Here is a 23918-nt window from a genome sequence, read left to right as displayed (position 1 = left end):
TATCCCCCAGATGAACTTTTAAAATCAAAGCGCAATATGGGAACCAACATTAACCCGTTCCTTTCACTGGAACATATCACGGTAAGATACCTCGATAAAACCCTCTTTTCCAACCTTACCTGGGAAATCCAACCCAATGAACAATGGGCTATTACAGGCCCTGGAGGGTCAGGCAAAACCGCCTTACTGAATACCATTCTTGGTAAGTTTAATATTATCAATGGTAGTATTCATTACCACTTTTATGACGATTGGAAACAAATCCATACCGTTACCGATCCTTATTTCAACTATCGCAACCTGATCGCATATGTCGGTCATCATCATACGTTTAAGAATAATTCCAATACCACCACGGATTTCTACTACCAACAACGGTTCAACAGTATGGATTCCGAAAACTCCGCTACGGTAAGTGAACACCTGGATATCACGGAAGTACCGGCATTACTGGCTCCGCTGAAGATTCAAACCTTACTGGATAAGCGATTGATTAAGCTTTCCAACGGGGAAACCCGCCGGGTAATGATTGCGCACGCCCTTCTGAAAAAACCGCAGTTGCTAATGCTCGACAATCCTTATATCGGTCTGGATGTCCAGACCCGCAAGGATTTCAGCGAGATGGTAAATGCGATTATCGCTGGCGGCACAACTGTATTGCTGTCTACCTCACCACAAGAAATTCCGGATCATATCACCCATGTCCTTACGCTGGAAAATGGTAATATAACGGGCAAGTATACACGTGAGGAATTTAGGGAGACACGTGTCTCTCCACAACACACCGTGCAACTCCCGGCTTTGGAAGCGGATAAAATCGCGCAGCTAGTTCAAAATAGTCACCAGGACTCCTTTGAGCATATCATTCGCATGGAAAATATCCGCGTGAAATATGGCGAAAATATCATTTTGGAAGACATCAACTGGTCGGTTCGGCAGCATGAAAAATGGGCATTGCTGGGGCATAACGGGGCAGGAAAATCCACTTTACTGAGTCTTGTCAATGGCGATAACCCACAAGCATATGCCAATAAACTCTGGCTTTTTGACCGCAGACGCGGCTCCGGAGAAAGCATATGGGACATCAAGAAAAGAATAGGCTTCATTTCCCCAGAATTACACCAATACTTTACCGCCAGGGATAACTGTATGCAGGTCATTTGCTCCGGCTTTTCGGATATCATCGGTAGCACAAAGCCCGCCACCGAAGAACAGCAAAGAATAGCTGCCGGATGGATGGAGGTACTGGAGATCGACCATGCTGCAACAACGCCCTTCAAGCAACTGCCAGAAAGCACGCAGCGCTTGGTTCTACTAGCAAGAGCACTGGTAAAAAACCCGCCCCTGCTTATCTTCGATGAGCCCTGTCAGGGACTGGACCAGCAACAAAAGCAACATTTCAAGCAGGTGATCGAACAACTCTGTGAACATATGGCAGTAACCCTGATCTACGTGACCCATTATGAAGAGGAGCTACCCGCCTGCGTGAACAAATTCCTCCGACTGGAAAGGGGACACATGATATAATATGTATATTCGCACCAACTATTTAGTTAATCACCATAATAAATTCGTGATGTTCCCAAAACTACGTTTTGCTATTCTGGCATCCTTATTTTGTGTAGCAATTGTTTGTTTGTTCAATAGTTGTTCAACAACCAAGAAGGAACCCAATACGGCATATGCTAAGTATATCGAAGCATATACTGCCGGTATTATTTCCAAACAAAGCGCCATCCGTGTACACCTTGCCGGACAGGCCAATGTTACACATACAGAAAATGAACCTGTAGACAAACAGGTATTCGATTTTTCTCCTTCCATCAAAGGAAAAACCTACTGGATCGATGCCACCACCATCGAATTCAGACCCGATGAAAATTTGCAGCCTGGCAAAAAGTACAGCGCGAAATTCAGTCTGGGTAAGGTGATGAACGTTCCTTCCGAACTCAAATCCTTCGATTTTGATTTCAAGGTAATGGAACCTTCTTTCAGCGTGGATTTGGGAGGCTTAAAATCCGAAAACAACACCTCTATGGACCGTATGACGTTCTCCGGCACCATCAATACCGCCGATGCAGAACAACCACAATCCATTGAGAAAATTCTGACTGCTAACTATCTCGGTAAATCACTACCAATTAAATGGGAACATAATGCAGCAGAACACACTTCTAAATTTACCATCAGCGGTATCGTACAACAGCAGAATGCCAGCACCATGGACATCACCTGGTCAGGCGCTCCGCTGAAAATCAGCACGGAAGGCAAACAAACCATAGATGTTCCTGCCATCGGCGATTTCAAAGTATTGGATGTAAAAGCCATGGCCGATCCGGAGCAACACCTGCTGATTCAATTCTCTGATCCAATCAGCATGGCCCAGTCACTGGAAGGGCTTATCAGCATCAGCGGACAGAGCGATCTGCGCTACAGCATCGATGGTAGCGAAGTGCGCGTATATGCACCTAACCGCCTGGAAGGAAATTACGCTGTTGTCATCAACGAAGGTATCCTCAACATCACCGATAAAAAACTGGGTAAATCATATACCTCCAATGTTAACTTCGAGAACACCATGCCATCCGTGGAAATCCCTGGAAAAGGCGTGATTCTGCCGGAAAGTAACAAAATGGTGATGCCGTTTGAAGCCGTAAACCTGAAAGCAGTAGATGTCACCATCGTCAAAATATTCGAGAATAATATCCCGCAATATCTACAGCGCAACGACCTGAACGGTTCAGAAGAACTGCGTCGTGTAGGCCGTCCCGTAGTAGAGAAAACCATCCGACTGGATAACGACAAATCAGTAAACCTGCATAAGAAAAACCGTTTCTTCCTGGATCTGGATCAACTGATCCGTTCCGAACCAGGCGCTATCTATCGTATCACCATCGGTTTCCGCCGGTCTTATGCCCTCGCGTCCTGTGCTGCCAAAGCCAATAAGGACGATGATAATAGCAGCGGCAGTAGTGCCGACTACTCCGAAGAAGAAGGAGAGTATTACGGAGAAAAGATTGATGAGGATGATGAATTCTGGCAGAGATACGATTCCTACTATCCAATGGGCTACAAATGGGATGAACGTGAAGATCCTTGTACGCAGTCCTATTATAACAGAGACAGATGGGTATCCCGCAACGTGATCTCCTCCAATATCGGTTTGACCGCCAAACGCGGCAACGATAACAGTATGTTGGTAGCGGTAACGGATATACGCGATACCAAACCATTGATGGCAGTAGAACTGGAGCTGTTAGACTATCAGAACCAGGTTATCTTCAAAACGAAGAGTGACGGAGATGGTCTTGCTAAATTTGACCTGAAACGCAAACCATACCTGCTCGTAGCGAAAAAAGGTACCGAACGCGGCTACCTCAAACTAGACGATGGTTCTTCACTCCCTCTTAGCAGATTTGATGTACAGGGCGAGCAAGTACAGCAGGGCATTAAAGGCTTCCTCTATGGCGAGCGCGGTGTATGGCGCCCAGGAGATAGCATCTACCTGACGTTCATCCTGGAAGATAAAGACAAGAAACTCCCTGCCGATATGCCGGTAACGATGGAGCTGTATAATCCAAAAGGCCAGCTCTATAAACGCATTAATTCCAACACTAGCCTGAATGGGTTCTACTCTTTCGCTACGGCCACTCAACCGGAAGATATCACTGGTAGCTGGCTGGCGAAAGTGAAAGTAGGGGGCGCCACCTTCACCAAAAACGTACGCGTAGAAACAGTGAAGCCTAACCGCCTGAAAATAAAAATGGACTTCAAAAACAATATGCTGACAAAAGCCTCCAGCACAGGAGAACTGTCTGCAATGTGGCTGTTTGGCGCTACCGCTCAGCATTTGAAGGCCAAGGTAGATGTGGCACTGACCCAACAAAAAACAAGCTTTAAAGGCTTTAATGACTATAGTTTCGATGATCCGGTAACCCGCTTCGAAACAGAAAATAAAACCATCTTCGAAGGTAGCCTCAGTGATAATGGTACAGCACCAGTAAATGCAAATATCCAACTGGGAAAACCTGCTCCAGGACAACTGAAAGCTAATTTCGAAGTAAAAGTATTCGAACCAGGCGGCGATTTCAGTATCGATAATTTCTCCCTGCCTTATAATCCATATGCCACCTATGCAGGCATACGCCTCCCTGCCGGTGATCGTACTACTGGTATGTTGCTTACCGATCAAGCGCATATGGTGGATATCGTGGATGTAGATGATCAAGGCCGACTAACTTCCGGTAGCAGACAAGTACTAGTAGAACTTTATAAAATCCGCTGGAGATGGTGGTGGGATGGAGGAGATAATGAAGATTACTCCAACTTCACGCAAGACAGCTATAACCAACTGCTGCAAAAAGAAACCATTACCCTCACCAATGGTAAAGGTAAATGGCCGCTCCGTATCAACTCTCCTGAATGGGGTCGTTTCCTCATACGCGTAAAAGACCTGGAAAGCGGACATACTGCTGGTAAATCAGTTTATATCGATTATCCAGGATGGGCAGAACGCGTGCAGAAAGAAAACCCTGCGGAAGCCGCTATGCTGGTATTCACCTCCGACAAAACCACTTACAAAACCGGAGAGGAAATCACCCTCACTATTCCAAGTAGTGAAGGTGGCCGCGGACTCGTGAGCATTGAAAGCGGTAGCAAGGTGCTACAAACCACCTGGATTGATACCAAAAAAGGACAAACTGTCTACAAGTTCAAGGCGACTAAAAACATGGCGCCTAATATATACGTCAACGTTAGTATGCTGCAACCGCATGCACAAACGAAAAACGATTTGCCAATCCGTATGTATGGTACTATTCCGATTCTCGTAGAAGATCCGGAAACCATCCTGAAACCGGTTATCAGCATGCCTGACAAGCTGAAACCTGAGTCCGATGCCAGCATCACTGTAAGTGAGGCCAGCGGAAAAGCAATGACATATACCATCGCCATCGTAGACGAAGGCTTGTTGGATCTGACGAGATTCAAAACCCCCGATCCACACAGTTCCTTCTATGCAAGGGAAGCACTTGGCGTAAGAACATGGGATCTCTTCGATTATGTGATTGGCGCATGGGGTGTTGATATGGACCGTATTCTCAGTATAGGTGGTGATGAAGGCCTGAATAGAAACGCTGGTGCTGCAAAAGCCAATCGTTTCAAACCAGTGGTTAAATTCATGGGACCATTCTATCTGAAATCTGGTCAAAAACAGACCCATAACTTCAAACTGCCTCCTTATATTGGCTCTGTGAAAGCCATGGTAGTAGCGGGTCAGGATGGTGCTTACGGTCAGGCAGAAAAAGCCGTATCAGTGAAAAAGCCACTGATGGTATTGACCTCTGCTCCGAGAGTACTTGGCCCAACCGAAACCATGCAATTACCAGTAACTGTCTTTGGTCTGGAACCTACGGTAAAAAGTGCTACGGTTACGCTGTCTACAAATGGTTTACTAGAAGTAGTAGGAGAGCACTCTAAAACGGTCAACTTCCCAATGCCAGGCGAGCAAATGGTATACTTTGATGTACGCGTGAAACCACAAGTAGGCGTAGCGAAGCTGAAAGTAACTGCTAGCAGTGGTCGTGAATCTGCGGAAGACAATGTAGAATTAGAGGTAAGGAATCCTAATCCATACATCACTAACGTCAGCGAAGCTACGCTGGAAGCAGTGAAATCATGGAGCGCACCATATAGCCCAGTAGGCATGACAGGTACAAACACAGGTGTATTGGAAGTATCCACTATTCCATCGCTCAACTTGGGCAAGCGCCTACAGTTCCTAATTGGTTATCCACATGGCTGTATAGAACAAACTACTTCTGGCGTATTCCCTCAATTGGTACTCAACCAGTTGATGGATCTGAAAGAAAGCCAGGTAGCAGAAATCGATAGAAATGTAAAAGCTGGTATCAACAGATTACGCGGCTTCCAGACCTCTGATGGCGGATTCGCCTACTGGCCTGGAGGAACCACTGCGGACGAATGGGGCACCAACTACGGCGGTCATTTCCTCGTGGAAGCACAATCCAAAGGTTATGCACTTCCAGCAGGCTTATTGGAAGGCTGGAAGAAATACCAGCGCAATAAAGCAAATACCTGGGCGCCAAATACTACCAACTTCTATGGTGGCGATCTAACACAGGCATATCGTCTCTATCTCCTGGCACTGGCCAAAGTACCTGAACTCGGTGCGATGAACAGGTTGAAGGAATTCAAATATATTTCCGCACCTGCCAAATGGAGACTGGCAGCGGCCTACAAACTAGCGGGGCAACCGGAAGTGGCTAATAGCTTAGTAACCGGTCTGGGTACAGATGTGAAAGCCTATAATCAATTAGGTGGCACCTTCGGCTCCGATCTGCGTGATAAAGCCATGATCCTGGAAACAGAAGCGGTGCTAGGTCAGAACAGTCGGGCTACTTCGCTGACAAGAGAAATCGCTTCCAGCTTGGCGCAAGACAACATGTGGTACAGTACTCAAACTACTGCATATGCCCTCATTGCGATTGCTAAGTACTGCGGTACCAACAAGGGTTCCAACAAAATGAATTTCACTTACACCATCAATGGTACAAAAGGTACGGTTAACAGTAATTCATTTGTGTCCCAAATTCCTTTGGCAGCAAACAATGCAGGAAATATTACCATCAATAACAATGGAAATAATTTACTGTACGTGCGCGTTATCCTCCGCGGACAGCCAGAATCCGGCAAAGAGCCTATAGCAACGAATAGTCCGGAGATATTGAATATGCAGGTGAGATACCTGTCTCGCGATGGGCATCCGATAGATCCAACTACGCTGACGCAAGGTTCCGACTTTGTAGCATCCGTTACTATTACCAATCCAGGCAAACGTGGTTACTACGAGCAAATGGCACTCTCTCAGATATTCCCATCAGGATGGGAAATCCTGAACACCCGCTTAATGGGAAATGACAGTGCTAATCGCTCTTCACCAGCTACGTACATGGATATACGTGATGATCGGGTTTATACTTACTTCAATATCGAAGAGAATAAATCCCGTACATACAATGTGTTACTGAATGCGGCGTATCTCGGTAAATACTATCTGCCAGCTACCTCCGTTGAAGCGATGTATGATAATACTATACATGCTTTTGCACCAGGTAAATGGGTAGAAGTGAAGAAATAAATCAAAAGTAATAGATCATAAAAAAGGGAGTGTTTCAGTAGAAACACTCCCTTTTTTCATTAAGACAATCGATACGCATTAACAATATAATTAAATTGTGTCAACGGCGATGACACAATTATAACTAGTTGAAAATAAATTTATATTATACATTTATAACACATATAACTATTCATTATTTCAGTTTAAAATATCAGACTAAATTTCATTTTGAAAAAGCTCCGCAAATTTCCGTTTGAGCATCTCCTTATTTGGAAGTATAGTAGAATACTCCGCTATAAGAATGGGCGATAATTCCCTGTTAATGGAATATTCCACAATCTGCTCATTTTTTTTCTGGCAAAGCAAAATACCTACAGAAGGGTTTTCGTCTTCATTCTTTACATCCCTATCCAATGCTTCCAGGTAAAAGCTAAGTTTCTTCAAATACTCCGGTTTGAACTCGCCTACCTTTAATTCAAAAGCCACCAAACAACGTAATTTGCGATGATAGAAAAGTAAGTCAATAAAGAAATCCACATTCCCCACTTGTACGCGAAATTGCTCCTCAATAAAAATAAAATCTCTACCCAATTCCAGTACAAACGCTTTAATTCTCAGATTCAATGCCCGCTGTAAATCCAATTCCTTATGCTCCTTAGGAAGATTCAAAAACTCAAAAACATAACTGTCTTTAAAAGCAGCAGTAGCTTGAGGAAGATGCTGTTTAAGATATTCTGGCATAGTAAGCTCACCGATTTTTACTCTTTCATACACACCACTTCTCACTTGACGTTCCAGTTCTTTTAAAGTGTAATTTTCGTTGATAGTCAGTTGCAAATAAAACTTCCGCTCATCCGGAGTCTTTAATCCTGCTAGTAATAAATGATGAGACCAAGATACTTGCGGCAACATCGTATTACGAATATCCGTAAATTGTGTCAACGGCGTTGACACAATTATATCAGTTTGATTTTCAGCTTTTATTTCATTTTTACTTAATGTATAAATAGCTAAATCATGTCGATAGGCATCGTAAAATTGTTTCATCCGATAAAGGTTACGATGATTAAACCCTTTCAGCTCAGGATGAGTTGCTGTAATATAATTAGATAACTCCCTTAGGGTTTTCTCGCCCCATTGCGCCTCCTTAATTTTCCGGTGAATATATTCACCTACTTGCCAATAAAGATTAATCAATTGTACATTTACGCTTCTGATAGCAGCGTTGTGTGAAAGCTTGATATGCTTCACAATTTCACCAAATTGCGCTTCGGTCATAAAATAATGGGTTAAACTTTGTTTATATAATGGGTTAAAAAACAATTTCTGTAAGCTAACAACATCCATTCAAATAAGCTTATCCATTTTGTTCATTCTCACTTGCGTTATCCTTGGATAAGGATAATGAACAGATCAAACTTTTATATTATCATTGCAAACTGATGACCCTACAGCAATTCAAACAATGGTGTAAACGAAAAAAATGGTGGCTCTCTGCCCTCGCAGTAGTACTCATTGCCTATTATTTTTGTTTGCCAAGACACCTGTTCAATGACCCAACTTCCTACGTTCTGGAAGACAACAACGGTGATCTCCTCAACGCTAGCATCGCTCCAGACGGGCAATGGCGTTTTCCTTATAATGATCATGTACCAGAGAAATTCAAACAGTGCATCATCGCATATGAAGATAAACGCTTCAATTACCACTGGGGTGTAGATCCCCTCGCAATGGCTCGCGCCATCAAACAAAATATCGGCGGACATAAAGTAGTAAGCGGCGGCAGTACCCTCACCATGCAAGTGATTCGTATCGCCCGTAATAAACCCCGAACCCTCTGGCAAAAATGCATCGAAGCAGTGTTGGCTACCCGATTGGAATTCGCGGCATCTAAACATAAAATTGTCGCGTTATATGCTGCCAATGCGCCCTTCGGAGGAAACGTAGTAGGACTGGAAGCCGCTTCCTGGCGCTATTACGGACGAAAAGCAGATCAGCTTTCCTGGGGAGAAATGGCCGCTCTCGCAGTGTTGCCGAATAGTCCCGCGCTCGTTCACCCAGGACGTAACAGACAAATACTACTCAACAAACGCAACCAACTCCTGCATAAACTCTATCTGAATAAAACCATTGATAAAAGTAGTTACGAGTTGGCTCAACTGGAACCCTTACCCAATCAGCCGCTCCCGCTGCCGCAAGATGCACCACACTTACTAGATAAATTTCGTTCGGACTTCAAACAACAACACATCTCCGAAGACACCCGCATCAAAACCACATTGGATGCAGCTTTACAAAAGAATGTAACGGCTATCGTTACACGCTATCATCAAATTTACAAAGCCAATGGTGTCAACAATGCTGCTGCATTAGTACTGGATGTGGAAACAGGAAATACCCTCGCTTATGTAGGCAATATTTACAATCCCGGAGATCCGGAATTAGAAAGCCATGTAGATGTGGTACAGGCGAGACGCAGTCCCGGCAGTACGCTGAAGCCCATCCTGTACGCCGCCATGCTTCACGATGGACTCATGCTGCCACATACACTGATCCCTGATATTCCCACACAAATTGCCGGCTATTCCCCTCAAAACTTCGACCTGGGTTATGACGGTGCCGTACCTGCCTCTAGAGCTTTGGCCAGATCTCTGAACATCCCGGCAGTACGTATGTTGCAGATATATCGTTATGAACGTTTCCATACCCTGCTGAAACAAATGGGTATCACCACGCTCAACAAACCTGCAGATCACTACGGCTTATCTATGATTCTAGGAGGAGGTGAAACAACCCTCTGGGAAATGTGTGGGATGTATGCCAGCATGGCCCGTATCCTCCTACACACAGATCAATATAAAGGGAAATATGACCTGGATGATATCCACCCGCCAAATTATGTACTCAATGCGGAACAACCCTCCAATCACGGTCTTAGTCGCAATGGCGTGCTGGACGCTGCTGCTATCTGGTGGACCTTCGAAGCCATGACGGAAGTAATGCGCCCAGGTGAAGAATTACTCTGGCAACAGTTCTCTTCTACCCAACGCATTGCCTGGAAAACTGGTACCAGCTTTGGTTTCAGAGATGGATGGGCTATAGGCGTGACACCGCAATATGTGGTGGGTATATGGGTAGGAAATACAGATGGTGAAGGAAGACCCGGACTCATCGGGGTACAAACCGCTGCTCCCATACTCTTCGAAGTATTCCGCCAACTGCATACCAGTGGCTGGTTTACAGCACCCTACGATGAGATGAAAAAAGTGGAGGTATGTAAAAAAAGCGGCTACAGAGCTAATGAATTATGTGATGATAAAGACTCTATTTGGGTACCTGCTGCGGGCATACGGTCTGGCATCTGCCCATATCATCAGTTGGTACACCTAGATAGAACCGGCAAATTCAGGGTAACAGAAGCCTGCGAATCGCCGCAATACATGCAGCATAAAGCGTGGTTCATTCTGCCCCCTTCACAAGAATATTATTATCGTAGTAAAAATTATTACGAACCATTACCGCCTTATAAGCCGGAATGCCTGGCTTCTCTTGGCTTGGATAAAGCGCCAATGGAATTGATATATCCACGCGCCAATGCACGTATATTCGTTCCCGTAGAAATTGATGGTAGCCCAGGACAGGCTGTCTTCACCGCTACGCACCGAAATACAGCCGCCAAAATATTCTGGCATCTGGATAATAATTTCATCGGCACTACAACAGAATTTCATCAAATGGCGTTACGCCCTAATGCTGGGAAACATACGATCACATTGGTAGATGAAAACGGCGAACGTATCTCCTGTGATTTTACCATCATCGATAAAGAGAGAGAACATTAAACCGGCGCCGGCGCTAGCCCCCCGTGCGGGAGCACCGAACTCAAAGAGGCTGAAGCCGAAATGCTCCTGCCTGTCGGCCCTGCCCGCACGGGCAGGGCCGACAAAAAAATAAAAAACCGTGAATTGACGTCTGCGACGTCAATTCACGGTTTTTTGAAACAAAAACTATTAATAATTATACTTATCCTTCCACAACTGCTTGAGATACCTTCTCAATTCATCCTCCCTAGCATTCTTCCCAGGATCATAAATTTTCATCCCTTTAATAGCATCCGGTAAAAATTCCTGCAACACAAAGTTATTCTCATAATCATGTGCATAGGCATATCCCTGGCTATATCCCATCTCTTTCATCATTTTCGTAGGGGCGTTCCTGATATGCATCGGCACCGGCAGATCTCCAGTTTTGGCTACAATCTGCTGGGCTGTATTGATGGCCATATAGGCCGCATTACTTTTCGGTGAAGAAGCTAGATAAGTTACGCATTGCGACAAAATTATCCTGGACTCAGGATAACCAATCAAATTGACTGCCTGAAAACAGTTGGTGGCCAACAATAAGGCATTAGGGTTGGCATTCCCAATATCTTCAGAAGCCAAGATAACCAGTCGTCTTGCTATAAATTTCACATCTTCTCCACCATCAATCATACGTGCCAGCCAGTAAACAGCGGCATTAGGATCACTACCACGAATAGATTTGATAAAGGCGGAAATGATATCATAGTGTTGCTCCCCGGATTTATCGTATATGGCTACCCGTTGTTGCGCAATTTCCATTACCGCTTTATCCGTGATCACCACCGGACTTTCCTGGATGGTACCTACCACCAGTTCAAACAAGTTTAAAAGCTTACGGGCATCACCGCCGGAAATATTGAATAATGCAGTGGTTTCTTTCAGCTCAATATTTTTTGCCTGCAACCACTTATCCTTTTCCATAGCCTGTTTCAACAACTGCATCAATTGGTCAGGACCAAGCGGTTTCAACACATATACTTGGCTACGGGAAAGTACCGCAGCATTCACTTCAAAAGACGGATTCTCAGTAGTGGCGCCGATCAAGGTGATGATACCTTTCTCCACAGCGCCCAACAATGCATCTTGTTGGGATTTATTAAATCGGTGAATTTCATCGATAAACAACACCGCATGTTGTTGCCTTCTCGCCATTTCGATCACTTCACGCACCTCTTTTACGCCAGCAGAAATAGCACTGAGCGTATAAAACGGTACATTCAAGGTATGCGCTATAATATTGGCAATGGTGGTTTTACCAACTCCTGGCGGACCCCATAAAATCATGGAAGGAATTCTTCCTTGCTCAATGGCCTTTCGGAGAATACTATCTGGACCTGTAAGATGTTCCTGACCTACCAGATCATCCAGGGTGGCCGGTCTTAGGCGTTCTGCAAGTGGTTGCATACACTATCCTTTTTGATTGCCCGGGTTAACGAGCGGAATATTTTTATTGTTCTGATCAGGATGATTGATGCTGTTCATTTTGAATTTCAGTATCTCAGCGATAGACTTGGCACGGGTAATAGCCAGATCGGACACCTCTCCTGTAAACAATTCATGTACAGTGGCTTCAAACAACTGCAACCAACGTTGAAAATGTGCGGGTTCCAGCGGTATCAATTTGTTAATCCTGAAATGTGGTTCCATGGCATTACCACTGTAACTGCCATTTAGTAGCAGACTTTCCCAGAAATTATACATTTTAGGGAGATGTACAGACCATTTTACCTTGGCAATATCATTGAAAATGAAGCCGATAACCTCATCTTTCTGGACTTTGTCGTAAAATGAATTGACCAACAGCTCAATATCTTCCCTCATTTTTATTTCACGTCTCTCCATAACTCATCGGTATTATAACATCAGGTTATCATCATCAGGATGTTGATTTTCCCTTTCTTGCTGCTGTTCCTTCCATTTACGAAGGTAACTGAAGGAGAGGAGCACATTGGTAAAATAGACACCGCCTACGAGCAATAACATCACACCGGCAGCCCGAAATACATTGGCAGTAAGGTATTGTACCATATCTGGTTGAGAAGAACGAATCGTATCTCTAACCATGTCCACCATTTGCTGGTTAACACTTACCATCATGATACCGCCCAACAACCATAATCCGGAAATCACTAGAATTATACCGCCTAAAATGCGGATACCTCCCGGCGTATTTTCTTTCAAGGGTACCTGAGGCAGCAACAAACTCCTTTGCAGATAAAGCGATAACAAACTATGCACAAAAAATATGCTCATCAGTACCAGGGAGGATAAGGATGCCAGGGAAAATCCGGTCATCAATACCAACAGAAAAGACCTGATAGTCAGAAAACTGCCCATTAGCAGCCCTATTCCTGTTAAAATCCTGTATAATCTTAACCTAAAAGTCATTAAAATATCTTTTTACAAGCTACAAACCTACCTAAATATTCAGAAATTTCCGGTTTTTAGGTAGATATGAGACTTTTGGCGAAGTTTGCCATTCATGTAATAGTAATTATGTTACGTGCTGTGTTTTCAATAACTTTAAGTAAAACCTGATTTTAATATGAGTAAAACCAATGCGGTAAAGCTACCGTTACTGGCTGCGATGGTTACTTTTGCAGCTTGTAACTCCGGCAGTCCCTCGCAACAAACCACTGCGGACACAACCAAAGTTCCCGCCTTCAACCTAGCGGATATCGACAGTGCCTACAAATCCTGCGATGATTTCGATAACTACGCAAACGGCACCTGGAAGAAAAATAACCCTGTTCCCTCAACAGAAAGCCGCTGGGGCGCCTTCAACGTACTGGATAAACAAAACAAAGAAGTTCGTCTGAAAGGCATCATCGCCGATATCACGGCAAAAACTGACCTCAAAAAAGGTACTGAAGAACAACAAATCGCTGATTTCTACACCTCTTACCTCGACACAACTACCATCGAAAAACGCGGTATTACCCCAATAATACCTTTCCTGGCTAAGATTGACGAAATTAAAACCCTCGCCGACTGGGCAAAGGTGACTGGTGAACTCCAGAAAATTGGTGTGTCCTCCTTTACTGGCTTCTATGCAGAAGCTGATGCGAAGGACAGCAAAATGAACGTGCTGTACCAAAGCCAGGATGGTCTGTCTCTCGGTGAAAAAAGCTATTATGAAAGACAGGATTCCGCTACTAAAAATGTACGCGACGAATTCGTTAAACATGTCGATAACATGTTTGCCCTGGCTTTTCTCAAAGAAACTACCCCAGGTAAAACCATCCTCGATTTCGAAACTAATCTGGCTAAAATCCAGCTTACCAACGTGCAACTCCGCGATCCGCAGGCTACCTACAACCGCGCTGCCTACGCTGAGCTGAAAAAACTGGCGCCAGATTTCGATTGGGATGCTTTCAGCAAAAGCCAGGATATCAAAGCTGATACCTTGATCATCCAGAATAAACCTTATCTGTCAAGTGCTAACACCCTGCTGAAAGCTACGCCACTGGAAGTGCTGAAAACTTACACCAAATGGCAAGTACTGTCCCACTTCGCAGGCCTGCTGCCTAAAAAATTTGATGAAGCAAACTTCCACTTCTTCAGAACGGTAATGGCTGGTACAAAAGCACAGAAAACCCGTCCTGAACGCGCTATCCGCTCTACAGACGCTGTAATGGGTATGCCGCTGGGTAAACTCTTCGCTAAGAAATATTTCCCAGAAAGCTCTAAGAAGAAAGTGTCAGAAATGATCGAAAACGTGCGTAAAGTGTACGGTGAAAGAATCGATAAACTCACCTGGATGAGCGATTCTACCAAAGCAATGGCACACAAAAAACTGGCTTCCTTCACTTACAAAATCGGTTATCCTGATAAATGGAAAGATTATTCCTCTATCGTAATCGAAAAGGATAAACTGGTGGAAAACACCATCAACGCTGCGCTTTATCAACATAAAGAAAACGTTGACAAAATCGGTAAACCAGTGGATAAATCAGAATGGGGTATGACTCCTCAAACTGTAAACGCATACTACAACCCACTGAACAACGAAGTTGTATTCCCTGCAGGTATCCTCCAACCTCCTTTCTATAACGCTAACGCTGATGATGCAATCAACTATGGTGGTATCATTGCGGTAATCGGTCACGAATTCACCCACGGTTTCGACGACCAAGGTTCTCAATTCGATGCAGATGGTAACCTGAAAAACTGGTGGACCAAATCCGATCGCGAAAACTTCGATAAACTGGCTAAACGCTATATCGAATACTTCAGCAGCATCGAAGTACAGCCTGGCTTTAAAATCAATGGCGCCCTCACTATCGGTGAAAATATCGCTGACCTGGGCGGTCTGACCCTCGCTTACCACGCACTGGAAAAATCTTTCGAAGGTAAAGAACAACCTAAACCAATCGACGGATTCACCTGGCAGCAACGTTTCTTCTTGGGTTGGGCACAAGTATGGCATGCTAATATCACAGATGCCGCACTGCGTCAACAAGTACAGACAGATCCTCACTCTCCTGCAAGATGGCGTATCAACGGCCCGCTGCCTCACCTGGTGGAATTCCAACAGGCATGGGGTTGCACCGATGCTAGTAAAATGGTTTTACCTGCCGACAAACGCGTCGTGATCTGGTAATCACCCTTCATAAATCATTCGCAAAGAGGCAAGGTTATTTTAAATAACTTTGCCTCTTTCTTTATTTATTGATCGTTCAAATATCATAGAAAATGAAATATGTACTCGTAGCCGCGGCTTTATTCATTATGTCATGTGGTCAGCAATCCAAACCAACTGAAACAGCAGCTACTGCAGCTCCAGCAGCTACTCCGGCAACTGAACAAATGGCTTCCGGCAAACTGCCTGATCCCGTTTGTGAAATGCCTTATGATACCAGCTACCACGAGTTTACTGTCTATAAAACTGATACCATCCATTTCTGCTCTACCACTTGCAAAGGGGTTTTCGAAAAGAATCCTGCAAAATTCATGGCGAAACTGGGTAAATAATTAGTATATAATAAACCCGTCCCGGAAACCCGGGACGGGGATTACTAATAAATACAGCTTATAAATCAACGTTAAGGCCCATTATCAATTGCTTACCCACAAAGGCTTTCAGCCACCGGACCCGTGTCTCCCGATATCATACCCCTGCGAATTGTAAATTTTCACACGAGCATATATACTGTAAATCCAATATTTTAGGGAGACAGCCAGTATTGCTGCCGATAGGTTACTGAAATCCGCGCAGGTAATAGGTTCACTCGCAGACCGCTCCGCGATCTACGGCACAAAAGTACCATCAACCTGTTACCCCAATATTAAGGGAGCATTATTTCGACATTAAAGCGGAAGAACAGGGTCGAACAAACGAAAAACTACTTATTTGGGCTGCAAAAAATCTCCGTCTATTATTAATAACTTCACACCCTCCTCGGTACGAGAACGATGCGTACTCAGATCATCGGAAACAACATAAGTCATTCCCTGCTGCAATACATATTCCTCTCCACTCTCCATTTCACTGGTAAAACTCCCCTCTAAGCAATGTACAATATGCCCTTTCTTACACCAATGATCCGCCAAGTAACCAGGAGAATAAGTAACAATACGAATACGCAATCCAGGATGTTGTAATGTCTGCCACCAGGCAGTACCCGTAATTCCCGGATGTTCAGTAGGAGCAATAGTATTCCAATCAATACATTGGAAAGGGATAGGATGTTTCATAGCGTTAAAATACAAAAAGTCCAGATGCAGAAGCAACCGGACTTTTCTTTAACAATCAAGACTTAACTCAACTTAGAACGAAATATTTTGCTGGGGGCGACTATTATTGGTGAGCATATCCAGGGAAATATCCAACTGATAATTCCGTTCCTCTTTCTTAGGTTGAGTGGAGGAAATCTGGAACAGATGCTGACTTTTATTCGTAAATGGCTTATTATCCTTATTGCACAATTCCAGTGTGAAATTGAATTTTTCTTCTACTTCTTCCTCAAATTCCCGCAGGCTCATGGTTTCATCGATAGGAAATTCCACCAGGGATTCCTCATCAAATCCTGCTTCCTGTAAGGTATCGAACGCATTTGCAAGAGAATGGCGCATATATACCGCTACATTGCAGCTCAGCAGACGTTGTATCTGCATTTGCAGGAGGGAAATGGTCATGAGCGGATGTAACTTGAGTACTTTCATTGTTTAATTGTGATCTTTCAATTCCAGATGGTCCAATACGGATACTTAATTTATTATGTGGCAAAATTACCAGCCTACCTTTAATTTAATATTAAGTACCTGTTATGTTTATGTGAAACTTATATATTTTTAAAAAATATGTAAATAATTAGAATGCATTTGATGGAAATACTAAGGGCAGGTCGTCTTCATCTTCTGGAAGCGCCTGTTTGGAACTGGTGATGGGATGGTGATATAAGGTCCACTGTTGATTAGCATACTCCAGGGAGGTAAGGCTTTCTACCCAGTCGCCGGAGTTTAGGTATAGTACAGTTTTGTCTCCTACATGCATTTCTTTAATCAGCGGCTGGTGAATATGTCCACAGCACACTACATCAATTCCCTTATCCACCGCAATTTCTGCCACTGTTTGTTCGAAGTCGGATATAAATTTAACCGCCTGTTTCACCCCTTGCTTCACTTTTTTGGAGAAAGACATTTTCTCTTTTCCAAAACGTTCCAAGGTATTATTGACCAGTCGGTTCAATATAATCAGCAGATCATAGCCCTTTCCGCCGAGTTTTGCCAGCCATTTGGAGTTTTTCATGGTGATATCATATACGTCGCCATGGAAAAACCAATGTTTTTTGCCGTCTACCTCAAGGAGGAGTTTATCATCAATTTTGAAATTACTGAGCTCAAAACCGGAATATTTACGCATCGCCTCATCATGGTTGCCGGTCAGGTACACCACTTGGGTACCTTTCCCTATCATCTTGAGAATACGTCTGATTACCTTGGTATGTGCTTTAGGGAAGTACCGCTTGCTGAACTGCCAGATATCGATGATATCTCCATTCAGCACCAGTATACGAGGTTCGATACTGTCCAGATACTGTATAAGCTCTTTGGCGTGACAGCCGTATATTCCCAGGTGTACATCTGAGATTACAGCTATATCTAATCGGCGCTTGTCTGACATTCAATTGTAGGTATGTACAAGTGGTTTTGCCCCTTGTTTTATGAGCGTTATTTTCAATACAAAGGAAAAATCGCTATATTACTTTTATATTAATCCAATGTTAAGGAATTATTAATTCCTGCTTTTAGTTGGAAGCTATCGGTTGTGCAAGCTATTTTTGCGGCAAATTTTTAAACTCAAATGTATGGGAGGCTTCAATTCTTTTGTTAAATTATTCATGCCGAAAGACCGGGTATTTTATTCACTCTTCGAAGATGTAGCTTCCAACCTGGTAGAAATGGCCCAGGTACTCAATGAGCTGGTAGCAACATCCGACCTATCTGTAAGAAAAGACAAAGTACACCTGATCGAACGACTGGAGCACAAAAACGACGATTACACCCACCGTATATTTGTTGAACTAGGTCAGAACTTTATCACCCCTTTTGACCGTGAAGATATCCACTACCTGGCCGCTACCCTGGACGATGTAGCTGACTACATCCACGGTTCTGCCAAAAGAATGGACATCTACAAAGTCCACAACATCAACGATAGCATCCGTAAACTCACTGAACTGATTCACCTGGGTGTATTGGAACTCCACAAGGCTATTCACGAACTGCGTAACATGCAGAACATGCGTGTAATCACCGATGCATGCGTAAAAATCAACAGCCTGGAAAACCATGCCGACGATATCTATGATATGGCTATCGCTGAATTGTTCGATACAGAACAAAATGCAGCAGAACTGATCAAAATGCGTGAGATCTACCAAGCGCTGGAAATCGCTACAGACAAATGCGAAGACTGTGCAAACGTGATCGAAACCATTATCATCAAGTATTCCTAATCAGGAACTGCTTGTATTGACCGTATAATTCCGGTAGCAACATGACCTTACTAGTTATTATTATCATTTTGGCCTTCATTTTTGACTATATCAATGGTTTTCATGATGCCGCCAACTCCATAGCAACGATAGTTTCCACCAAAGTACTGACCCCTTTTCAAGCAGTACTCTGGGCCGCAGTATTCAACTTCGCCGCTTTCTTTATTGCCAAATATATCATTGGAGAATTTAAAGTAGCCAACTCCGTAGCCAGTTCTGTATTTGAACAATTTATTACCTTAAAAGTGATCTTCTGCGGATTGGTTGCGGCCATTACCTGGAACCTTTTCACTTGGTGGCTGGGAATTCCTTCCAGTTCTTCCCATACCCTGATCGGGGGCTTCATCGGAGCCGCTGTTACCAGCGCCCGTACCCTGGACGTTATCAATTACCATAAAGTTTTGCCTATCGTGTACTTTATCGTATTAGCGCCATTGATCGGTATGATCGTATCCTTTATCATCACGCTGATTATTGTGAATGTCTGCCGTAGAGCCAATCCATTCCATGCAGAAAACTGGTTTAAGCGCCTACAGTTGCTTTCCAGTGCTGCACTGAGTCTTGGTCACGGTAGTAACGATGCCCAGAAAGTAATGGGTATCATTGCCGCAGCCATGGTGGCCGCCGGACATATCCCTAATATCAAAGCAATGCCGGACTGGATTCCAATTGCTTGCTTTACCGCTATCGCATTGGGTACTATGAGCGGTGGTTGGAAAATCGTTAAAACCATGGGTACCCGTATCACCAAAGTAACCCCGCTCGAAGGGGTGGCTGCGGAAAGTGCAGGTGCCGTTACCCTGTTCCTCACCGAACACCTGGGTATCCCGGCCAGTACCACACACGTTATCACCGGTGCTATCATGGGGGTAGGCGCTACCAAACGTCTCTCCGCAGTACGATGGGGCGTTACCGTGAGTCTGCTCTGGGCATGGGTGCTTACCATTCCTATCAGTGGCTTGCTGGCAGCAATGGTGTATGCTATCTCCAGCATTTTTATTTAATAATATCATTTGAACTATATTGTGTAAAACCTGCGCTGAGCGCAGGTTTTTTTTATGGGAGACAGCCAGCCCTCAGGGCCATTCCTGTTACAATTTAATTTCACGCAAACGTGTGCTCTGAAATTATACCCATAAACCACTATTTTTGTACGATTACTAAACCATTTTGCAAAACCAATGAAAGGAATTATCCTGGCCGGCGGTTCCGGCACCCGACTGCACCCCATCACATATGCCATTAGCAAGCAGATAATGCCAGTCTATGATAAGCCAATGATCTATTACCCGCTGTCAACACTGATGCTGGCTGGTATAAAAGATATTCTTATTATTTCCACACCTCATGATTTGCCAGCTTTTCAACGTCTTTTCGGCGATGGTAGCCAGCTCGGACTGAACCTCCACTATGCTGAACAACCGCAGCCTAATGGACTGGCACAGGCCTTTGTCATTGGAGAGGAATTTATTGGAGATGATAATGTGGCCCTCGTATTGGGTGATAATATCTTCTATGGCGCTGGTCTCGGCACACAACTGGCCAATAACGCCAACCCTGACGGAGGAATCGTATATGCCTACCAGGTATCCGATCCGGAAAGGTATGGCGTAGTGGAATTCTCTGAAGATATGCAGGTACTGTCTATTGAAGAAAAACCACTGCAACCTAAATCCAATTTTGCAGTTCCAGGACTCTATTTTTACGATAATGAAGTAGTGGAAATCGCAAAAAACCTCCAGCCAAGCCCTAGAGGAGAATATGAAATTACAGATGTTAACAAGGAATATCTGAAGCGCGGCAAATTAAAAGTTTCTATCTTACCTCGCGGAACAGCATGGCTGGATACCGGAACTTTTGATTCACTGATGCAGGCATCGCAGTTTGTACAGGTGATTGAACAAAGACAAGGCATTAAAATCGCTTGTATCGAAGAAATCGCCTATCGTAAAGGATTTATCAATGCTGAACAGTTGCAGAAATTGTCCAAACCTTTGCTGAAAAGCGGGTACGGTCAATACCTGGAAACCGTACTCCAACAGAAAGTAATCTGATAACACATAAAATTGTAAATCTCAAATTATCATGAAGGTTCTTGTTACCGGTGGTTGTGGCTATATCGGCGCCCATACTATTGTTGATCTGATTAATAATGGCTTTGATGTGGTTTCTGTAGACAGCAATATCAGAAGTACCACGCAATTGTTAGATGGCATCGAAAAAATTACCGGAAAGAAAGTCCGTAATTATAAGGTAGACCTCTGCAATCTGGAAGATACACACGCTGTTTTCCACGAAAACAGAGATATCGTAGGTGTTATACACTTCGCAGCCCTGAAAACCGTTCCGGAATCAGTAGCTGATCCCTTACTGTACTTCCACAATAACCTGACTTCCCTTATCAACGTACTCAAATGCGTGAAGGAATTCAATGTGCCTAACCTCGTATTCTCTTCCTCCTGCTCTGTGTATGGCAATACTACTGCCCTCCCTGTAGTGGAAGAAACCCCTATCGGCGAAGCACAGTCCCCTTACGCACGTACGAAACAAATGGGCGAACAGATAATTGAAGATTACAGTCGGGTAAATAATACCCAGTCCATCATTTTGCGCTATTTCAACCCAGTAGGTGCACATTCTTCCGGCTTAATCGGCGAACTGCCACTGGGCAAACCAGATAACCTGGTACCAGTAATCACCCAAACAGCCATCGGAAAAATTCCGAAAATGACTGTCTTCGGTTCTGATTATGATACCCGCGATGGTTCTTGCGTACGCGATTACATCCACGTGATGGATATCGCCAATGCACACACGAGAGCATTACAATACCTGATCGGTCATAAAAACGCTACCAACTGCGAAATCTTTAACCTGGGTACCGGTAATGGTGTAACCGTACTGGAGGCCATCAAAGCTTTTGAGAAAATCTCCGGCGTAAAGCTGAATTATGCCATGGGCCCACGTCGCCCAGGAGATGTGATCTCTATCTATGCCAATAACAGTCGTGCTAAAGAAAAACTCGGATGGATCCCACAGATCAGCATCGAGGATTCTATGCGCACCGCTTGGCAGTGGGAAGTAAGCCTCCGGGATAAAGTTTTAAGTAATTAGAATTCATCATTCTAATCGCTTACTTTTACGCGATCATTTTAAAATATCCGTTATGGTAAAAGATATTCAACCGATGAATGAAAAAGAAACCCGCGCCGGATTCGGTGAAGGGATTCTTGAAGTGGGTCGTAAAAACCCAAATGTAGTGGCACTGACCGCCGATCTGCTCGGCTCTATGAAACTCAACGCTTTTATTAAAGAATTTCCAAATCGCTTTGTTCAAGTAGGTATCGCGGAAGCCAATATGATGGGTATCGCAGCCGGTATGACCATTGGCGGTAAAATTCCATATACTACCACTTTCGCTAACTTCTCCACCGGAAGAGTTTATGACCAGATTCGTCAGTCTATTGCTTACTCTGGTAAAAACGTGAAAATCTGCGCTTCCCACGCAGGTCTGACCCTCGGTGAAGATGGCGCTACCCACCAGATCCTGGAAGATATCGGTATGATGAAAATGCTGCCTGGCATGACAGTGATCGTTCCTTGCGATTTCAATCAGACCAAAGCGGCCACTATCGCTATCGCTGATCACGAAGGTCCAGTTTACCTGCGTTTTGGCCGTCCAAAATGGCCTAATTTCACGCCGGAAAATCAAAACTTCGAGATCGGTAAAGCCCAGATCCTCCATGAAGGTACCGATATCACTCTCTTCGCTTGCGGCCACCTCGTATGGCTCGCTGTTGAAGCTGGTAAAGTACTGGAAGAAAAAGGATACAGCGTGGAAATCATCAATATCCACACCATCAAACCACTGGATGAAGCTGCAGTACTCAACTCCCTCCGTAAAACCGGTTGCGCTGTTACTGCTGAAGAACATAATATCCTCGGTGGCCTGGGCGATAGTATCGCACAGGTAGCTTCCCGTCATCTGCCAGTACCTATCGAATACGTAGGTACGAATGATACCTTCGGAGAAAGCGGTAAACCAATGGAACTCCTCGCCAAATACGGCCTGACTTCCGATCATATCGTTGCTGCTGCTGAAAAAGCAATCGCACGTAAAAAGAAATAAACAGCCTTGCCGCTCGGCATAGCCTGAAAAGAACAGCGTCGCCCTCCCGCGACGCTGTTCTTTTTTTAAAAAACCTATACCAGCTATTAAACTATCAGTATAATTTTTTATCTATATTTATGACTTAACCTGTCTTGAACCATTTAACCTATGGCCGTTACACAGGACGATAAAGAACTTCTGGCTATTTACCGTAAGACGGAAACCAGAGAACAAGGCTTTACGCTCATCATCAGAAAATACCAAGAACGGCTCTACTGGCACGTTCGCAGACTCGTTATTGACCATGAAGATGCCAATGACGTACTGCAGAATGTTTTCATAAAAGTGTGGAAAAACTTGGAAGGATTCCGCGAAGATGCCCAGCTTTACACCTGGCTCTATAAAATCGCCACCAATGAGTGCCTTACCTTCCTCGAACAGCAAAAGAAAAAACATGCTGTTTCCCTCACCGATGTGGAAACAGGGCTTAGCAATAAATTAAAAGCAGATACCCAGTTCGATCCCAATAAGTTGGAATGGAAACTGCAAAAAGCTATATTACAACTTCCTGAAAAACAGAGAATTGTGTTTAACCTGAGATATTATGAGGAAATGCCGTATGAACAGATGAGCAAAATTCTGGATACATCAGAAGGCGCCCTGAAAGCTTCTTACCACCATGCGGTAAAAAAAATAGAGGAATTTATAAAAAATGGTTGAAACTGAACCCACAACCGCTTTTTTTAATTCACTTTTAAACTTTTTTCCTACTAGATTAAAATCTCATTAAACCATTGTCAATG

At 44.0% G+C, this 23918-nt stretch carries 18 protein-coding genes; 11 read left to right on the top strand and 7 right to left on the bottom strand.

Annotation, left to right across the window (positions count from 1 at the left end):
• The first annotated feature begins 36 nt into the window (after positions 1-36).
• Positions 37-1527 (top strand): ATP-binding cassette domain-containing protein, encoded by a 1491-nt coding sequence (locus JO154_RS21650; RefSeq protein ID WP_291949438.1) that lies wholly within the window; start codon positions 37-39, stop codon positions 1525-1527.
• A gap of 49 nt (positions 1528-1576) precedes the next feature.
• On the top strand, positions 1577-7159 hold the full coding sequence (locus tag JO154_RS21645; RefSeq protein ID WP_291949435.1) for an MG2 domain-containing protein: 5583 nt from the start codon (positions 1577-1579) through the stop codon (positions 7157-7159).
• Between the two features lie 198 nt (positions 7160-7357).
• Here the strand turns inward: JO154_RS21645 and JO154_RS21640 are convergent, their stop codons facing one another.
• On the bottom strand, positions 7358-8419 hold the full coding sequence (locus JO154_RS21640) for a PDDEXK nuclease domain-containing protein (protein ID WP_291949432.1): 1062 nt from the start codon (positions 8417-8419) through the stop codon (positions 7358-7360).
• A gap of 164 nt (positions 8420-8583) precedes the next feature.
• Here JO154_RS21640 and pbpC point away from each other — a divergent pair, with 164 nt between their 5' ends.
• Positions 8584-10983 (top strand): penicillin-binding protein 1C, encoded by a 2400-nt coding sequence (gene pbpC, locus JO154_RS21635; protein ID WP_291949428.1) that lies wholly within the window; start codon positions 8584-8586, stop codon positions 10981-10983.
• Positions 10984-11151: 168 nt separating this feature from the next.
• Here the strand turns inward: pbpC and JO154_RS21630 are convergent, their stop codons facing one another.
• From JO154_RS21630 to JO154_RS21620, 3 genes are read right to left on the bottom strand one after another with little or no spacing between them, the layout of a single operon-like run.
• Positions 11152-12408 carry a replication-associated recombination protein A gene (locus tag JO154_RS21630; protein WP_291949427.1) on the bottom strand — a complete coding sequence of 419 codons (1257 nt, stop codon included), beginning with the start codon at positions 12406-12408 and terminating at the stop codon, positions 11152-11154.
• Positions 12409-12411: 3 nt separating this feature from the next.
• Positions 12412-12846 carry a group III truncated hemoglobin gene (locus tag JO154_RS21625; protein WP_291949424.1) on the bottom strand — a complete coding sequence of 145 codons (435 nt, stop codon included), beginning with the start codon at positions 12844-12846 and terminating at the stop codon, positions 12412-12414.
• Between the two features lie 12 nt (positions 12847-12858).
• A complete protein-coding gene (locus JO154_RS21620) occupies positions 12859-13392 on the bottom strand; it encodes a hypothetical protein (RefSeq protein ID WP_291949421.1) in 534 nt (177 codons plus the stop codon).
• A gap of 157 nt (positions 13393-13549) precedes the next feature.
• Here JO154_RS21620 and JO154_RS21615 point away from each other — a divergent pair, with 157 nt between their 5' ends.
• Positions 13550-15607: a M13 family metallopeptidase gene (locus tag JO154_RS21615; protein ID WP_291949418.1), complete on the top strand. Its 2058-nt coding sequence runs from the start codon at positions 13550-13552 to the stop codon at positions 15605-15607.
• Positions 15608-15699: 92 nt separating this feature from the next.
• Positions 15700-15978 (top strand): YHS domain-containing protein, encoded by a 279-nt coding sequence (locus tag JO154_RS21610; RefSeq protein ID WP_291949415.1) that lies wholly within the window; start codon positions 15700-15702, stop codon positions 15976-15978.
• Between the two features lie 375 nt (positions 15979-16353).
• On the opposite strand, the gene JO154_RS21605 is transcribed toward JO154_RS21610, so the two are convergent.
• The 3 genes from JO154_RS21605 to JO154_RS21595 form a co-directional block, all read right to left on the bottom strand.
• The gene (locus JO154_RS21605) at positions 16354-16701 is read right to left on the bottom strand and encodes a DHCW motif cupin fold protein (RefSeq protein WP_291949412.1); all 348 of its coding nucleotides are present in this window, start codon (positions 16699-16701) and stop codon (positions 16354-16356) included.
• 72 nt (positions 16702-16773) lie between these two features.
• Positions 16774-17169 carry a hypothetical protein gene (locus JO154_RS21600; protein ID WP_291949409.1) on the bottom strand — a complete coding sequence of 132 codons (396 nt, stop codon included), beginning with the start codon at positions 17167-17169 and terminating at the stop codon, positions 16774-16776.
• Positions 17170-17317: 148 nt separating this feature from the next.
• Positions 17318-18130, bottom strand: a complete 813-nt coding sequence (locus tag JO154_RS21595) for a UDP-2,3-diacylglucosamine diphosphatase (protein WP_291949406.1) — start codon at positions 18128-18130, stop codon at positions 17318-17320.
• 184 nt (positions 18131-18314) lie between these two features.
• On the opposite strand from JO154_RS21595, the gene JO154_RS21590 reads away from it, so the two are divergent.
• The 6 genes from JO154_RS21590 to JO154_RS21565 all read left to right on the top strand — a co-directional run bounded on the left by JO154_RS21590 (position 18315) and on the right by JO154_RS21565 (position 23835).
• Positions 18315-18965, top strand: a complete 651-nt coding sequence (locus tag JO154_RS21590) for a DUF47 family protein (RefSeq protein WP_291949403.1) — start codon at positions 18315-18317, stop codon at positions 18963-18965.
• A 41-nt stretch (positions 18966-19006) separates the two neighbouring features.
• Positions 19007-20008, top strand: coding sequence for an inorganic phosphate transporter (locus tag JO154_RS21585; protein WP_291949400.1), 1002 nt, complete (start codon positions 19007-19009; stop codon positions 20006-20008).
• A 177-nt stretch (positions 20009-20185) separates the two neighbouring features.
• Positions 20186-21058, top strand: a complete 873-nt coding sequence (gene rfbA, locus JO154_RS21580) for a glucose-1-phosphate thymidylyltransferase RfbA (RefSeq protein ID WP_291949397.1) — start codon at positions 20186-20188, stop codon at positions 21056-21058.
• Positions 21059-21089: 31 nt separating this feature from the next.
• Positions 21090-22118 carry a UDP-glucose 4-epimerase GalE gene (gene galE / locus JO154_RS21575; RefSeq protein WP_291949393.1) on the top strand — a complete coding sequence of 343 codons (1029 nt, stop codon included), beginning with the start codon at positions 21090-21092 and terminating at the stop codon, positions 22116-22118.
• A 52-nt stretch (positions 22119-22170) separates the two neighbouring features.
• A complete protein-coding gene (locus tag JO154_RS21570; RefSeq protein WP_291949390.1) occupies positions 22171-23133 on the top strand; it encodes a transketolase family protein in 963 nt (320 codons plus the stop codon).
• A gap of 150 nt (positions 23134-23283) precedes the next feature.
• Complete coding sequence (locus tag JO154_RS21565; RefSeq protein WP_291949387.1) at positions 23284-23835, top strand: sigma-70 family RNA polymerase sigma factor; 552 nt, start codon at positions 23284-23286, stop codon at positions 23833-23835.
• Positions 23836-23918 lie beyond the last annotated feature (83 nt).

The sequence above is a fragment of the Chitinophaga sp. genome, from assembly GCF_019236475.1.
Classification (GTDB): domain Bacteria; phylum Bacteroidota; class Bacteroidia; order Chitinophagales; family Chitinophagaceae; genus Chitinophaga.
Note: the sequence above shows the minus strand (reverse complement) of the source record. Positions and strands in the feature narration are given on the sequence as shown.

Excerpts from the sequence above, each read along its gene's own strand:
- JO154_RS21615 (WP_291949418.1), top strand. The coding sequence starts at position 13,550 with ATGAGTAAAACCAATGCGGTAAAGCTACCGTTACTGGCTGCGATGGTT.
- galE (WP_291949393.1), top strand. The coding sequence starts at position 21,090 with ATGAAGGTTCTTGTTACCGGTGGTTGTGGCTATATCGGCGCCCATACT.
- JO154_RS21630 (WP_291949427.1), bottom strand. The coding sequence starts at position 12,408 with ATGCAACCACTTGCAGAACGCCTAAGACCGGCCACCCTGGATGATCTG.
- JO154_RS21585 (WP_291949400.1), top strand. The coding sequence starts at position 19,007 with ATGACCTTACTAGTTATTATTATCATTTTGGCCTTCATTTTTGACTAT.
- JO154_RS21640 (WP_291949432.1), bottom strand. The coding sequence starts at position 8,419 with ATGACCGAAGCGCAATTTGGTGAAATTGTGAAGCATATCAAGCTTTCA.
- JO154_RS21595 (WP_291949406.1), bottom strand. The coding sequence starts at position 18,130 with ATGTCAGACAAGCGCCGATTAGATATAGCTGTAATCTCAGATGTACAC.
- JO154_RS21620 (WP_291949421.1), bottom strand. The coding sequence starts at position 13,392 with ATGACTTTTAGGTTAAGATTATACAGGATTTTAACAGGAATAGGGCTG.
- JO154_RS21600 (WP_291949409.1), bottom strand. The coding sequence starts at position 17,169 with ATGAAAGTACTCAAGTTACATCCGCTCATGACCATTTCCCTCCTGCAA.
- rfbA (WP_291949397.1), top strand. The coding sequence starts at position 20,186 with ATGAAAGGAATTATCCTGGCCGGCGGTTCCGGCACCCGACTGCACCCC.
- JO154_RS21625 (WP_291949424.1), bottom strand. The coding sequence starts at position 12,846 with ATGGAGAGACGTGAAATAAAAATGAGGGAAGATATTGAGCTGTTGGTC.
- pbpC (WP_291949428.1), top strand. The coding sequence starts at position 8,584 with ATGACCCTACAGCAATTCAAACAATGGTGTAAACGAAAAAAATGGTGG.
- JO154_RS21610 (WP_291949415.1), top strand. The coding sequence starts at position 15,700 with ATGAAATATGTACTCGTAGCCGCGGCTTTATTCATTATGTCATGTGGT.
- JO154_RS21590 (WP_291949403.1), top strand. The coding sequence starts at position 18,315 with ATGGGAGGCTTCAATTCTTTTGTTAAATTATTCATGCCGAAAGACCGG.
- JO154_RS21645 (WP_291949435.1), top strand. The coding sequence starts at position 1,577 with ATGTTCCCAAAACTACGTTTTGCTATTCTGGCATCCTTATTTTGTGTA.
- JO154_RS21570 (WP_291949390.1), top strand. The coding sequence starts at position 22,171 with ATGGTAAAAGATATTCAACCGATGAATGAAAAAGAAACCCGCGCCGGA.
- JO154_RS21605 (WP_291949412.1), bottom strand. The coding sequence starts at position 16,701 with ATGAAACATCCTATCCCTTTCCAATGTATTGATTGGAATACTATTGCT.
- JO154_RS21565 (WP_291949387.1), top strand. The coding sequence starts at position 23,284 with ATGGCCGTTACACAGGACGATAAAGAACTTCTGGCTATTTACCGTAAG.
- JO154_RS21650 (WP_291949438.1), top strand. The coding sequence starts at position 37 with ATGGGAACCAACATTAACCCGTTCCTTTCACTGGAACATATCACGGTA.